Source organism: Halostagnicola bangensis, from assembly GCF_054653435.1.
In genome coordinates, this window is record NZ_BAAIGG010000003.1 from 59,929 (window position 1) to 74,333 (window position 14,405).

A 14,405-nucleotide genomic window follows, 5' to 3' on the forward strand; every position below is an offset into this window, starting at 1 on the left:
GTCACAAAACATGTACAGTCGTGATGTCAGCGTTACTCACAGATGCAACTGCAGTCGTTACCGGAGCTACCAACGGTATCGGACGAGGAATTGCCCTATCGTTGGCGAGACACGGAGCCGATGTCGTCGTCACCGACGTGGACCGCGAACCGCGACGAGACGATCTGGCGCCGACCCACAGGACAATCGAGCGCGAAACGGACGCATCCGCGACTTTCAGTGAGTGCGACGTTACCCAGTACGATGACTTTGTAGCTGCGTGTGACGTTGCCGAGGAATTCGGAGGGATCGACGTGATGGTGAATAACGCAGGGATCTTTCGAGACGTCAGCTTCTTGGATACCACGAGCGAGGATTTCGACAGCGTCGTCGTGGTCAACCTCAAGGGGACGTTCTATGGCTGTCAGGCAGCTGCTGAACGGATGCAAGGAACTGGCCGCGGATCGATCATCAACGTTACCAGCGTAGGGGCAGAAACCGGGTTCGAAGGCGGCGCCGTGTACTGCGCGTCGAAAGGTGGCGTGAAGTCGATGACCTTCGCTCTAGCCGAGACGCTCGGACCGTCGATTCGGGTGAACGCGCTCGAACCAGGATATACCGACGAGACTGGCTTCGCCACGGACACACAAGAAATGAAGAGACAGCGCGGAAACGAAACGGCACTCGGCCGACTCGCCACGCCCCGTGACGTTGGTGACACAGCAGTGTTTCTGGCGAGTGACCTTGCCGAATACATTACCGGCGAATCTATTCTGGTCGATGGCGGCTGGGTACACACTAGAGGGAGCTACGATTGAGGCATCAGTTCTACACATACTGCTCGGATGGGTCCTGGCCAGGGGTAGCGACTGTCTCCACGATGGTGGCCGTTTACGGCGTGGAGGGGCTGTCGGGTGCACCGAGGTTACAGTTGGTGGTGACCCCCGTCGACCAGTAAGTTGTGCCCCATAATAAACCGCGCTTCGTGGGATGCGAGAAACGGGACGGCGTTCGCAACGTCTTCCGGCTCGCCGAGGTATGGCGTTGCAACGGTCTCAAGGAACTCGTCCACGCCGCCGTCAGCCATCGACTCGAGCCGGGCCGTCCTGATCGGACCCGGACAGACGGCGCTCACGGTGATACCCCGATCGCTTAGTCGATCGCGAGTTGTCGCGTCAGGTTCGACACGCCGCCCTTAGAAGAGCTGTAGGCCGGTCTGTTCGGGCCGCCGCTGAGCCCACGTTCCGAGGAGATGTTGACGATTCGGCCGCGCGGACTCTCCTCCAGATGTGGCAGTGCGTACTTTGAGCAGAGGAAGGTGAGGTTCACGTCGAGGACCGTCTGCCAGTCCTCGAGGCTCGTCTCCGTCGCGGAGGTTCGGGCTGCGGTACCCGCGTTGTTCACGAGGATATCGAGCCGCCCGAACTCGTCGACGGTCGTCTCGAGCAGGTCACGGACGTCCGCTTCGTCGGAAACGTCTGCCTCCTGATAGCGCGCCTTCCCACCGTCCTCGCGGATCGTTTCGGCCGTCGTTCCGACTTCACGCTTGAGTCGGGTTTTCTCAGTTATGTCAGCGACTACGACCGCGGCGCCGTGGTTCGACAGCTTCGCCGCGATTTCTCGTCCGATACCGGTTGATCCACCCGTGATGATTGCGACGCTGTTCGCTAATCGCATGTTCGACGATGGATACAGAAACAACCTACATAAAATTGCACACGGCCGGACTGCCGTTGCCAGCAACGGCCGCCGGCCCAGGTCGAATTCCGAACGTACCAGAAAGTGTCCTGTGTACTGTTACTCGGGTGCCACAACTTCGTTGCGGAGGGTCCCTGCGTTCCCCGCGGTCACCTCGACGACATCACCAGGGTCGAGCGCGAGCGGCGTCGTATCGGTGCCCCAGTCCTCGTACGAGATGTCCTCGCTGGCGGTTCCTGGCGGGGTCCCCGTCGCGATTACGTCTCCCGGATGGAGCGTGAAGAACTCGGAGGCCGTCGCGATGAGCTCTTCGATGGGGAAAAAGAGGTCCGAAGTGTCCGACTGCTGGCGAACCTCGCCGTTGACGCGCGTTTCGACGCTGATCGGCTCGTCGAGTTCTGTCTCGAGGTATGGGCCGATCGGTCCGAACGTGTCGATGGACTTGCCGCGAGACATGAAGTGTTCGCGATCGAGCCAGTCACGAGAACTCACGTCGTTGAAGCTGGTGTATCCCGCGACGTACTCGAGGGCCTCGTCCTGGGAGACGTCCGAACACTCGGCACCAATAACCACGGCGACCTCTCCTTCGTAATCGAGGAAGTTTACCGTCTCGTGTTTCACGATCGGTTCCTCGTGGACGATGAGCGAACTCGTTAGTTTAGGGAAGAGCGTCGGAAAGTCTGGCTTCGGAAAATCCTCCCCGGTGATGGCCTCAACGTGTTCCCCGTAATTCATCCCCGCTGCGAGGACCTTCGACGGGTCACACGGCGGCAAGAGCTCTACGGCTTCGGGATCGAATTGCCGTCCATCCGCATAGTATCCATCGGCGCGGACAGTTCCAGAGTAGACGCTCTCCTGACTTCTGAATCTGACTTTCAGCATATCTTCGTAGGGGATGTTCTAGGTTATAATTGTTTTCATTCGACTCGAAGATATGTCTTCGTACAGTCCTTCCAGCCGCCGGTTCGTAAACTCACAGAACGCAATTGGCGTAACCCTGATACCAAATTTCAGTAGAGGTTTCACTGGTTTCAGTTCGTTAGAATCCGAGTGTCAGGTCCTCTCTAGCCTGTTGTTTCATCGCCTCTGCCGGGGCATGACGCATTTCTTCGATGTGATTTGCTCCCTCGCTGATTGCCCCCAGACCGTTTCGACGCGACCGTTCGACGAACTCGCTGGCCCGTTCGATACGAACAGATTCGTACCATTCCTGAGCGTCCTCGAGCGAATCTTGTTCGTCGAGCGCGATCGAAAGCGCGAGCGCATCTTCGATCGCCATCCCGCCTCCCTGAGCAGCGTGGGGTGTCATGCCGTGAGCAGCATCGCCGAGCAGCGTCACGTTCCCCTTCGACCAGGTTTCCATCGGCGGCACGTACGGCGCATCGACGGATTTTATCGAACCGACCGGTGTCGCGTCGATCATTTCGCCGACGCGGTCGGGTTTGGACGCGGCACGTTCGAGCAATCCAGCTTTGACATCGGCCGGATCTTTCGACCCGATTTCCTCGCTGTGCATCGTGTAGAACCAGTATCCCTTCCGGGTATCGGCCTCGAGCGGGACGTAGCCTACGTGGCCGTCTTCGGCGAATACGTTCCAGAGCATGTCCTCGACTTCGGCAGGCGGTCGCCACTCCGGGAGTCCGCGATGCGTGACACAGTCGAGGGACTCGAGCGAGTGATCCGGGAAGAGCGATTCCCTGACGGCCGAGTTGATACCATCGGCACCAACGACGAACCCCGCGTCGATGTCGGTGCCGTCGGCGAACTGCACGGTGACCGAGTTACCACCCTGTTCGACGCCGACGCACTCCTTGTCCATCGTGATGTTCTCCTCGCCGACCTTCGAGACGAGAATTTCCTGAAACTTGGACCGATAAATCCCGTGCACCCTGAAGCCGAACTCGTCCTCGAACTCAGTCCAGTCGTGCTCCATGACGAGTTCGTCGCTCGCGTCGCGGACGGAATATGCAGTGTGACTGGCGCCGTGTTCCTGGATGTTGGCTGCGAGGCCGAGGCGGTCAAGTGCCTGCATCGTGTTGATCTGCCAGATGATTCCCGCGCCGGCGGGTTTGTATTCGTCAGTCGCTTCGTAAACGTGGAAGTCAATTCCGCGTTGCTTGAGCCCCACTGCGAGCGAGAGGCCGCCGATACCGCCACCGATGATCGTTGCTTGGGTCATAATTAATCTTCTCTTCGTATGTTGTCGTTCCGTGTATTGCTGGTCGCCCTGTGCTACCGACAAATCCATTCAATGGTCTTCCTTTTCACCGAGCGGCGGGTGTGTCCCATCCCAGAAGGTCACGATATTGTTCGGATCCTCCTCGTGAAACGTCGTCGGTGTATCCGCATCGAGCTTTGCCACTTCGGTCGTGATCTCGACCCGGTGACCAGCAGGATCGCGAAAATACAACGAGACGTTATTCCCGAGAACGTGCCGCGTAAAGTCGATATCGACCTCGTGGCCGGCTTTCCCGAGCACGTCGACGAGCTGTTTCATGTGATTCAGGTCGGTCATCTGCCAGGCGATGTGGTGGAGACCGGTCTGCTCCCGTGTCGGCGCCACGATCAGCGCGACGTCGTGATGGTGATCTCCCCACCGAGTAAACGCCATTCCCCACATGTCCGGCCCAGCCATCGCGACGTCCGAAATTTTGAAGCCGAGAACGTCCCGCAGGAACTCCGCGTCCGCCTTTACGTCTGGGGACGCGAGGGTAATGTGGTCCTGCCCCTTAGGCGCATGATGGACGCCCGAATGCGGAAGCACATCTTGACGATCGATGTCTGCCGTTTTCTCGACGACCTCGAGCTCAATCGAGAGCCCTCCTGGGAGCAACGTTTGAATCGCCCGTTGCTGGCCGGGTTCTGCACCTTCGCTGACCTCGTATTCGACGCCCGCGTTGGCGAGACGAGATTCGGCCGATTCGAGTTCCGATTCGGTTACCCGAACCGCGAAGTGATCGAGTCCAGCGTTTCCATCCTCGAGGGCGAGGGTGTAGTGATCATCATACAGATCGTAGTGGGTTTCGGGATCGATCTCGAGTCGAACGGTATCGCCCGACGAGCGCCGTCGCAAGCCCATCACCTCCTCGTAAAACGCAGCTGTTTCTTCGACGTTCGGTACACACAGGGAAGCGTGTTCGAATTTTCTTACACCTGGCATATCCCACAATGCCGTGTCCGTTTATTTATAACTATTGTTTCACCAGATGTCTAACGTTATTGGTTCTGCGTTCGCGGCCAGCGTCTCATCGCAGAGTCCATTTTCCGTAAGCGGTCATCTCACTATGGAATGACGAAGCGACCTACACCCCATCCCAGAATTTGGAATTTGACATGGATCCACACACGAACGCGCTAGTTTCGGTGGTAATTTCATGTGATGGGTTACCACAGGACTACCCACCAATCCAGATTTTCGTCCGGTTACCGGACGTATCTGGGAGGAACCACACTCATGTTAACACAGCTCTATGGAATTCTTTACGCCCATACATATGTAATCGAGAATTGGGTCACTCTGCAAATGGACCGAACTAGCGAGGACCCCGGTATCACGTCCGATATTTTCATGGCGCGGGATCGCTGATCCGACTGGAGAAATTTTACGGCCGTTCTATCGAATGCATTCTAGCGATACGGCAATCCTATTCCGACAGCGAGGAGTAGTTTTCCCGTCGGCCGACAGTGGTCAGCCAGCGCCACACGTCCCGTCCGATTCCGGATGAACCGGACTGTCGCGAGGACCTCATCGTCGATCGACTCACCGTGCTCCAATTCGAACAAATGCGGTTTCGTAATCGATTCATCTCATCCATAGTTTGACTCCCCATTTGCTCGGCTGACGGACTATCACGGTGGCCGCCGCCGACCGGAGCTCGCAAGATCCGCTGATTACCTATATCGGGACATTTATAATGATGGATGTGAGAATGGTGTACAATGCACAGACGGAGATTCATTTGTGCCAGTGGAGTAGCGAGTGTCGGAACAATAGCGGGTTGTCTCGGTGGAAACGGTGGAGATGACGACGAAACGATACACATCGGCAGTCTGCACGCGCTCGCACCACCGGTGACGGAAATCGCGGAAACAGAACAGGAAGTGGTTACCGCTGTGATCGATCGAATCAACGACGGCGACGGTATCGACGGGAGACCGGTCGAAGTTCATTTCGGCAGTACGGACTACGATGCCGCCACGGCCGCACAGGAAGCGACGCGGCTCGTCGAATCAGAAGGCGTCGACGTGCTCTACGGCGGGTTCGGTAGCCCGGATGTACACGCGGTTGCGGATTACGTCAGGAACCGCGACGACATTCCATACCTCGTCCCCGCTGGATTCGACTCGTTGAGCAGGGAGGACTGCCACCGGTCGACGTTCACACTCGATGCCGACGAATCGATGGCATCGCGACTGGTCCTTCCGGAAATTCAGGACCGGTCGGGTACGTCTGGCTGGTTGCACATCATCGATCACGACTGGGGGTCACAGATCGAAGACCACTTTACAACCGTACTAGAGGAGGAATACGACGATCTCGAGATTCTCGAGACGACTCGAACGGCACCGGCCGCAGGCGACTTCTCGACGGCGATTACCGAAATGATGAACGCCGACCCCGATTGGTGTTACTTTGGTGGTGGCGGGATCGATTTCATCGAATTCGTCAATCAGGGTCAACAAAACGACTTGCAGGAAGCGGTTGACCTGTACGCCCCCCACCTAGAAATTCAAGATCTCGCAGGGGCCGGGAGTAATGCGGAAGGGATCGTCGGTGGCGTTCCGTACTCCCCCACGGTCGATACAGAACTCAACCAGGAGTTCATCGAGACGTTCCAGATGGAAGGTGACGGATTGCCAAACAGTATTTCCCATACCGCGCGCAACGCCTTGTACTTGTACAAGGAGGCGGTCGAATCGGCTGGAACGACGGAGTACGAACCCGTCGTCGAAGCGCTCGAGACGAGTGAAATCGAAACACCAATGGGGCCCTTGCGTATCCGAGAGTGTGATCACCGGGCGATGTCGGACCTTCACATCGGTGAAGCAGTCGTGACTGACCAGTTCGAGATCCCGGTTCCGGAACCGTTTGGGTCCGAAGACGGAGAGACCCTCGCTGATAGCTGTGAGGATGTCGGCTGTGAACTGTGAGAACGACATTGAAAGATTACTATAAACACAATTATGGACGTTAATTTATTCCTGAGTCAGCTATTTAACGGGGTGGCGCTCGGACTCCTCTACGTCCTGGTCGCGTCTGGGCTCACGCTGATCTTCGGCGTGACCGGGATACTGAACTTCGCTCACGGTGCCCTATTCATGTTGGGGGCATTTCTCGCGGTCAGCGTCGTGAACGTCACAGGGTCATTCTGGATCGGACTGTTGGTCGCGCCAGTAATCGTCGGACTCGTGGGACTCGCCCTCGAACGAACGACCATCCAACCGCTGTACGAAAAGGATATCGCCTACTCAATTCTCCTGACGTTCGGTCTGGCACTGATTCTCACCGACGGCGTCGAGTTGTTGTGGGGAAGCCAACGGTCGATGGATACGCCAGCGTTACTGGCTGGCGCGATACAGCTCGGACCGCTCTCGGTTCCCCGCTATCAGATCTTCGTGATGGTGATCTCCGCGACCGTGGCGGTCGGACTCTGGGCTTTCTTCGAACGGACCAACCTCGGATTGGTCATGCGAGCAGGATCCCAGCGAAAAGAGACGGTTCGACTACTCGGAATCGATATCTCCCGTTCGTTTACACTCGTGTTCGGCATCGGTTCCGGATTGGCAGCCCTAGCGGGTGTCCTGATGGGCCCGATGCGAGGCGTCAACTCGGGAATGGGTGACCAAATTCTCTTCGTTGCCTTCATCGTCGTCATTCTCGGCGGCCTCGGGAGTTTCAAGGGAGCCGCGGTCGCGGGACTGCTTATCGGGGTGCTCGAAGCACTCGGTCAAGCGTACGTTCCACAGCTGACGGGCTATTACATCTACATCATCCTGATAGCAACGCTTCTCGTCCGACCACAGGGGCTATACGGCTACTACGGGGAGAAAGACATCATGAAGCGGTTGCCGAAGGTAACGTTAGATCGTCACATCAAGCCGATTCCGCTCTCGGATACCAAACTGCTGTCCGTCGTCGGCGTTCTCGCTCTGGTCCCGGTCGTTACCTTGCTTGGAATATCAGACTACTACATAGGGATTCTCTCGCTGATGCTAATCATGGCCCTGCTCGCACTCAGTCTCGATCTCGTGCTCGGATACGTTGGTTTACTCTCTCTCGGACACGCCGCCTTCTTTGGGATTGGTGCCTACAGTGCCAGTCTGATCGCGATCCACGTGACGAATTCGCTTCTCTTGGCGCTCGTCGTGGCGATCGTCTGTTCGATGATCTTCGCCTGGTTCTTCGGGCTCCTCGCGATCCGGTTCTCCGGCATCTTCTTCGCCATCATCACGCTCGCGATCGCACAATTGGTCTACCTCGTCGCCGGCAATTGGGAGGCTGTGACCGGCGGTGAAATCGGCATGGGCGTCCCCACGTTTCAGGTCATCGGCTACCCTCTCGAGAGTGCGACCGAGTTCTACTACGTTACACTGGCGTTAACCGTCGTCTCGTACGCGTTCGCGGTCCACATCCTCGACACCCCCTTCGGGCGCGGGATGGTCGCGATTCGCGAAGGCGAGCGACGAGCGACGTTCCTCGGATACGATACGTCACTGTTCAAACGGCGTGCACTCGTCGTTTCCGCACCGATCGCAGCGGTTGGCGGGGTTCTCTTCGCGGGTTCACAAAGTTACGTTACCCCGACAGTCTCACACTGGCTCCTTTCTGCCGAAGCAGCACTAATCGTCATACTCGGTGGAATGGGAACGCTATTTGGACCGATGGTAGGCGCCGCGGTATTCGTCGGAATGGAACAACTCGTTTCGACGTACGTCGACCAGTGGCGCCTCTTGGTCGGACTTCTGATCGTGCTAGTGGTACTGTTCGCACCGAGAGGATTTATCAGTGTCTACGACGGCCTACAACCAGTACTCACGCGCATCGGTATCGGCTCCAACTCTGACAATCGCACCACCGACGTCACCGCTTCAAAGGAGGGAGAACAATGACAATCCTCGAAACGGAAAACCTCACAAAATCGTTCGGCAAACTCGTCGCCGTTGACGGCGTCACTCTCGCCGTCGAAGAAGGGACCGTTCACTCGGTAATCGGCCCCAACGGCGCCGGAAAATCGACGCTATTTAACCTCATAACGGGGCTGTATGAACCGACGAACGGTCGCATGACATTTGATGGGGCTGACATTACAGGACAGGACCCTGATGAAATTGTTCGTCTCGGAATCGCGCGCTCATTCCAGACATCTGATGTTTTCCCGGCAATGACCGTCAAAGAGAACGTCCTGACGGCCGCCCAGGCGGCCTCGGATCACAAGCGGTCGATCCGCGTGAAGGCAAATTCTCTCGAGGAGCACACGCAGCGCGCAGAATCGGTACTCGCAGATATCGGACTCGAGCAGTACACCGACACCGTCGCGCGAAACTTGAGTCACGGCGACAGACGAAAGCTCGAGATTGCGCTCACGATTGTCAACAATCCTACGGTACTGTTGCTCGACGAACCGGCAGCCGGAATGGGGAAAGAGGAGAGTCTCGAATTGACCGAGATGATCGAGCGAATAACTACCGAACGCGGAATTACTGTCATGCTGATCGAACACGATATCGAGATCGTGATGGACATATCTGACCGGATCACCGTACTCCAAGCCGGCCAAATCATCGCGGACGGAACACCAGAAGAGGTTGGAGCAGACGAAACTGTCAGGAAGGCTTATCTCGGAACAGGCGACAAGAAGTGGCGCGGAAGCGTCGCCTCATCGAAATCTGCCGACGATACCTCTGAGGAACCGGAACAAGACGGCGACCCGCTATTGCGCGTCAATAGCCTATTCGCGGGTTACGGTCAGGGTGATATCATTCGAAACGTCTCCCTCTCCGTCGAAGAAGGCGAGATTGTCTCATTAATTGGCCGAAACGGAGTCGGAAAAACGACGACGCTTCGATCGATCGCGGGCGCGCTGGAATCGCGTGGAACGGTGACGTTAGGGTCTACCGACGTTTCGAAATATTCCGACCACCAGCGTGCAACCCAGGGGATCGGGTTCGTGCCCGAAGACCGTCAGATCTTCCCGTACCTCACGGTCGAAGAGAATCTACAGATGGGAACGCTTGGTTCCGCGGAAGACGGCGTCTATACGCTTGAGGAAATCTTCGAGCAGTTCCCGCGGCTCCGGGAACGACGGCACAACCTCGGCGTTCAACTGAGCGGTGGTGAGCAACAGATGCTTGCGATCGCTCGGGTGCTCCTCAGTCCAACGGATGTCCTCTTGCTCGACGAACCAACCGAGGGTCTGGCACCCCAGATTGTCAGCGATGTCCTCGAAATCATCACCGATATTCGAGAGGAAGGAATATCAGTTCTACTCGTCGAGCAGAATCTCAACGTCGTTCTGAAAGCGGCAGACAGACATTACGTGCTCCACAACGGTGAAATTGTCTTCCAGGGGTCGCGAACTGAACTACAAGAACACAATGAGGTGGTCGATGAGTACCTGGGCATAGCTGCCGGCTCTTCGACGGACACGCTATAGTTTCCGATCTACAATTAACTGTTGGTGGTTGCTTCATGGTGGTATCATGGATAATAATCCACGAGTATTTCGTCAGGAACCGTTCTGGTGTGGACATCACAGTCCTCTCGCCGACTAAGCGCGTCTCGAGGACTGTTTGACCGTGAAGTTCCGTCCGATATTTGCGGCCGAATCTATAGTTCCAAATCAGAAGATATGTTCAGATATAATAACCCAGACACCCGATCATATACAACTTTAATTTAGAAGTTTAAGATAATATCGCACTACTAGCTTGATACGACTATTACCCGATATTATGTCATCCGATTATTTCGTGTTTGTAACTGACTTCTGTGTCAAGATTACAGGCATTTGTCCGTATGATATTTCTTTATCGGAATCACAGCCACTAGATGATCCGGATATATCGAAGCATCGGCACGGTCTAGTTCAAATCCTTCTCAGCGGGTTTTTAGCCATCTAACGCTTGATTCTTCCAAATCGTAGTAGTAGTAGTGGAATCTCAACCGTCTCAGGCATCTGCGAGCGCTGGTTGGACAGTCACCAGAATGTATGGAAGTGATCGATCTGCATCGAGATGCTTCGAGACCACTTTTCGATGTGCAAACGAGGGCACAGTTCGCGTTACTGGGCATTGTTAAATCGAGACTGAAGGAGATGGAAGTCCTTCTACCAAATCGTGACTGTAGTGAGGGAAGAGTTCTATAACACCCTCGAATTAATTCGAGACGAAGGGGCGACGCTCGAGTAACACGACAGCGATCGCTTCACTCGATACGTTCTCGCTTTGCGATCGTGACGAACGACTCGTTTTCAACGCTGAGAGGGGTGAGCAAGGAACAGTCGTAACACGTGCCAGCTTCGCCAGGGGCGACAGCGCTCACGCTGAAAACTCGAGATTGGCGCGGAGACGTTGCTGAAGTGCGTCAATGTCAACTTGGTGGACGGGGTCCGTCCCAGCGAGATCCAAAGCGTGGGCAGCAGCCGCCCCCATCGCGATGCAGGGGCCCATGACTCGAATGGCAGAAAGCGCGTGCGTATCAGCGTCTACGCACCGGCCTGCCGCGACGATATTGTCCGCCTGGGCAGGAATCATACACGAAAGGGGGATGTAGTAGACGTGCCCCCAGTCGAACTGCTCGAGGTGAAACTTCTCTTCGGAGTCGTGGAGTTCGACCCACCAGGCCGCTCTCGCCACCGCGTCGTCGGGTCGCTCGCCCGATCTGAGCTCGTCGACGGTCAGCTGATCACGGCTCTTGATCCAGCGCGTCTGACGGATCCCCGGATCGCCGTAGGAACGGACCCGGACGTCTGCGAATATATCGGAAAACTCCGCGCGGAGAAACTCGACGACGTTGTCCACCTGCCGTCGGCCCTCGAAGACCATCTCCGCGTACCCCGACGGATCGACTGGCGTCTCCATGTGGGTGATATTAGCGAGGAGAAATTCCGAATTGGGGTGATGGATCAGCTGGCCGTCCTCGCGAACGAGCCCGTACTCATCACCGACTTCCTCTAGACGTTCGTGAACTTCCTCGACCGCTAACTCGGAGACAGCTTCGGTGTCGTACCCCTCCATCGTGAAGCTCAACGTTCCGTAAACGGGAGCCGTCGGTTCGCGCATCTCCAACCCCGCTTCCCAGGTTAGGCTTCCGTCTCCGGAGGCATCGACGTACCCGTCCGCCTCGATCCGGACCGGGCCGAAGCGGTTGACACAATCGAGGTGCTGAACCCGACCGTCTTCGAAGGCGACATCGGTCAATACCGTTCCTAACAGCGTCTCGATTCCCGCCTCAGCAACGGCACTTTCCATCCACCGGGCGAGCCGAACCTCGTCGTACTGGTAGATGACGGTCTCGAAATAGCCTCCAACACGTTCGACCATCGCGCCCTCGGCGGTGAGGTCAGCAACCATGTCGTCGGCGATACCGTGAGTGAGCTGTCGGGGATTCTCGCCGTGATCATAGAGTCCGATTATCGTTCCGATGATCGAATTGACAGCCTGGCCACCGATCGACGAGGCGGCATCGACGAGCACAACGTCATTGCCGGCTCGAGCGGCTTCAAGTGCAGCAGAGACGCCGGACATACCGGCACCCAAGACGCAGATATCCGCCTCGAACGTCTTCCGAGCTGGCCCCTCCTCGCGGCGGGCGGTTCGAGTATTGATGTCCTTTGGAGGACCCTTCGGCGCCTTGATTTCTTCGGGAGGATCGATAGTGTTTGACATAGGGCTAATTACCTTGGCTATTAGTAACGTTGCACAGTAAAATAACTTTTGACAGGCGTGGCCAACTGCCGTTCGCTATTCGATCGCAGTACATCACGATTACGAGCGGCGTACACTCTCAACGATAACGTGTCACAGTAGTTGAGTTTTATCAATAAACCAGTAATAATCTCCTCATTCTGCCCAATTTTACATCATTATACCATTCAGTAAAACGCAATGACGAACGACCTAATGATCGACGACGACTGGAATGCGCTTTATATCGATGGCGACTGGGTCTCGAGCGAAGAGGGAGAGAGCCTCTCCGTCGAGGACCCATCTACTCGCGAAGTAGTCGCGGAAGTTCCATCCGCGACTGAAGCGGACGTTGACGCGGCGTACGAATCCGCGGTTGCCGCCCAAGAGAAATGGGGCGAACAACCGCCTGCACAACGCCAGGCGGTTATCCAGCAGCTCATGGAGACCGTCGACGAACACAGCGACGAAATCGTCGAACTACTCACCGAAGAGGTCGGTGGCACCCACGTCATGGGCCATACGTCGATTCACATCGCGAACGATCACGCTGGCGAGGCGGCGACGCTCCCACGTCGGATGAAGGGTGAACACGCCGATTCGAACATCCCCGGGAAGGAAAACCTCCTCAAGCGCGGACCGAAAGGCGTCGTTACGGTGATTTCGCCGTGGAATTTCCCGTTGAACCTCTCGATGCGCGCCGTAGCACCCGCGATCGCGGCGGGCAACAGCGTCGTCCTGAAACCCTCGACGAACTCCCCGATCACGGGCGGACTGCTGTTCGGAAAGCTCTTCGAAGAAACCGACCTTCCGGACGGCGTCCTCAACATTGTGACGGGGCGGGGCCCCGAAATCGGCGATTCGATCGCCAGTCACCCCGAGAGCGACGTCGTTTCGTTCACCGGCTCGACGGAGGTCGGACAGCACGTCGCAGGACTCGCCGGCGAGAACCTCGCCGTTCCGGCGATGGAACTCGGCGGCAACAACGCGTTCATCGTCACTCGCGACGCCGATCTCGACAACGCGCTCGACGCCGCGACCTTCGCATCGTTCGTACACCAGGGTCAGGTCTGCATCTCCATCAATCGCCACATCGTCCACGAGGATATTTACGACGAGTACGTCGAGCGCCTTACCGAACGTGCGGAGGAACTTATCACCGGAAGCGCACATGAACCCGATACAGATGTCGGTCCCATTATCGACGAATCGCAGCGGGACGAAATGCTCGAGTACGTCGAGAGCACGATCGAGGCCGGTGCGACGCTCGAGACGGGCGGGGAAATCGTCAACATCGACGGTGTAGACGACTCGCTGGTTGTTGCCCCGACCGTACTGTCGGACGTAACGAACGAAATGTCCGCCGCGTGCAACGAGCACTTCGGCCCGATCGCACCGGTGATTCCGTTCTCAGACGTCGACGAGGCGGTCGAGATAGCGAACGATACCGAGTACGGTCTCTCCGGAGCCGTCCACGCCGACGATCTCGCGGTCGCAAAGGATATCGCAGAGCGAATGGAAACCGGGAACGTTCACATCAACGACCAACCCATCAACGACGAAGCGCACGTGCCGTTCAGCGGTATCGGCGCGTCCGGAATGGGTTCATACAACAGCGACGCGTTCCTCCACGAGATCACGGAGACCAAGTGGATTTCTATCCAGCACGAACCGCGAGACTACTCGCTCTGAACCAGCTTCGTCGCTTTGTAATGTTATTTTAGATCCAGGATCATCTCACCGCACAAACGTTCGGTGCAATATTTTCACAACATAGATCTGAAAATGGGACGCCTCGATTCGTCCCGAACCTGAACAACTGA

The 14,405-nt window shown here is 56.7% G+C and carries 9 protein-coding genes and 1 pseudogene; 5 read left to right on the forward strand and 5 right to left on the reverse strand.

Annotation, left to right across the window (positions count from 1 at the left end; genetic code table 11):
- The first annotated feature begins 23 nt into the window (after positions 1-23).
- On the forward strand, positions 24-797 hold the full coding sequence (locus tag ACYQ14_RS18345) for an SDR family NAD(P)-dependent oxidoreductase (RefSeq protein ID WP_459890226.1): 774 nt from the start codon (positions 24-26) through the stop codon (positions 795-797).
- A 107-nt stretch (positions 798-904) separates the two neighbouring features.
- Here the strand turns inward: ACYQ14_RS18345 and ACYQ14_RS18350 are convergent.
- The 4 genes and pseudogenes from ACYQ14_RS18350 to ACYQ14_RS18365 all read right to left on the reverse strand — a co-directional run bounded on the left by ACYQ14_RS18350 (position 905) and on the right by ACYQ14_RS18365 (position 4,837).
- Positions 905-1,656: pseudogene (locus ACYQ14_RS18350) on the reverse strand (SDR family NAD(P)-dependent oxidoreductase).
- Between the two features lie 120 nt (positions 1,657-1,776).
- Positions 1,777-2,559, reverse strand: coding sequence for a fumarylacetoacetate hydrolase family protein (locus ACYQ14_RS18355; protein ID WP_459890228.1), 783 nt, complete (start codon positions 2,557-2,559; stop codon positions 1,777-1,779).
- A gap of 157 nt (positions 2,560-2,716) precedes the next feature.
- Positions 2,717-3,856: an FAD-dependent monooxygenase gene (locus ACYQ14_RS18360; RefSeq protein ID WP_459890230.1), complete on the reverse strand. Its 1,140-nt coding sequence runs from the start codon at positions 3,854-3,856 to the stop codon at positions 2,717-2,719.
- A 69-nt stretch (positions 3,857-3,925) separates the two neighbouring features.
- Entirely contained in the window at positions 3,926-4,837 is a 912-nt protein-coding gene (locus ACYQ14_RS18365; RefSeq protein ID WP_459890232.1) for a VOC family protein, read from the reverse strand.
- A 779-nt stretch (positions 4,838-5,616) separates the two neighbouring features.
- Between ACYQ14_RS18365 and ACYQ14_RS18370 the strand changes: the two genes are divergently transcribed.
- The 3 genes from ACYQ14_RS18370 to ACYQ14_RS18380 are packed head-to-tail and all read left to right on the forward strand — an operon-like array spanning position 5,617 to position 10,331.
- Positions 5,617-6,828, forward strand: coding sequence for an ABC transporter substrate-binding protein (locus ACYQ14_RS18370; protein WP_459890233.1), 1,212 nt, complete (start codon positions 5,617-5,619; stop codon positions 6,826-6,828).
- A gap of 33 nt (positions 6,829-6,861) precedes the next feature.
- Complete coding sequence (locus ACYQ14_RS18375) at positions 6,862-8,787, forward strand: ABC transporter permease (RefSeq protein WP_459890235.1); 1,926 nt, start codon at positions 6,862-6,864, stop codon at positions 8,785-8,787.
- A complete protein-coding gene (locus ACYQ14_RS18380) occupies positions 8,784-10,331 on the forward strand; it encodes an ATP-binding cassette domain-containing protein (RefSeq protein WP_459890237.1) in 1,548 nt (515 codons plus the stop codon). The genes ACYQ14_RS18375 and ACYQ14_RS18380 overlap by 4 nt, the downstream gene beginning before the upstream one ends.
- Positions 10,332-11,214: 883 nt before the next feature.
- Here the strand turns inward: ACYQ14_RS18380 and ACYQ14_RS18385 are convergent.
- Positions 11,215-12,564: an FAD-dependent oxidoreductase gene (locus ACYQ14_RS18385; RefSeq protein ID WP_459890239.1), complete on the reverse strand. Its 1,350-nt coding sequence runs from the start codon at positions 12,562-12,564 to the stop codon at positions 11,215-11,217.
- A gap of 219 nt (positions 12,565-12,783) precedes the next feature.
- Here ACYQ14_RS18385 and ACYQ14_RS18390 point away from each other — a divergent pair, with 219 nt between their 5' ends.
- Positions 12,784-14,274 (forward strand): aldehyde dehydrogenase family protein, encoded by a 1,491-nt coding sequence (locus tag ACYQ14_RS18390; RefSeq protein WP_459890241.1) that lies wholly within the window; start codon positions 12,784-12,786, stop codon positions 14,272-14,274.
- The last annotated feature ends 131 nt before the right edge of the window (positions 14,275-14,405 follow it).

Excerpts from the sequence above, each read along its gene's own strand:
- ACYQ14_RS18360 (WP_459890230.1), bottom strand. The coding sequence starts at position 3,856 with ATGACCCAAGCAACGATCATCGGTGGCGGTATCGGCGGCCTCTCGCTC.
- ACYQ14_RS18380 (WP_459890237.1), top strand. The coding sequence starts at position 8,784 with ATGACAATCCTCGAAACGGAAAACCTCACAAAATCGTTCGGCAAACTC.
- ACYQ14_RS18365 (WP_459890232.1), bottom strand. The coding sequence starts at position 4,837 with ATGCCAGGTGTAAGAAAATTCGAACACGCTTCCCTGTGTGTACCGAAC.
- ACYQ14_RS18370 (WP_459890233.1), top strand. The coding sequence starts at position 5,617 with ATGCACAGACGGAGATTCATTTGTGCCAGTGGAGTAGCGAGTGTCGGA.
- ACYQ14_RS18390 (WP_459890241.1), top strand. The coding sequence starts at position 12,784 with ATGACGAACGACCTAATGATCGACGACGACTGGAATGCGCTTTATATC.
- ACYQ14_RS18375 (WP_459890235.1), top strand. The coding sequence starts at position 6,862 with ATGGACGTTAATTTATTCCTGAGTCAGCTATTTAACGGGGTGGCGCTC.
- ACYQ14_RS18385 (WP_459890239.1), bottom strand. The coding sequence starts at position 12,564 with ATGTCAAACACTATCGATCCTCCCGAAGAAATCAAGGCGCCGAAGGGT.
- ACYQ14_RS18345 (WP_459890226.1), top strand. The coding sequence starts at position 24 with ATGTCAGCGTTACTCACAGATGCAACTGCAGTCGTTACCGGAGCTACC.
- ACYQ14_RS18355 (WP_459890228.1), bottom strand. The coding sequence starts at position 2,559 with ATGCTGAAAGTCAGATTCAGAAGTCAGGAGAGCGTCTACTCTGGAACT.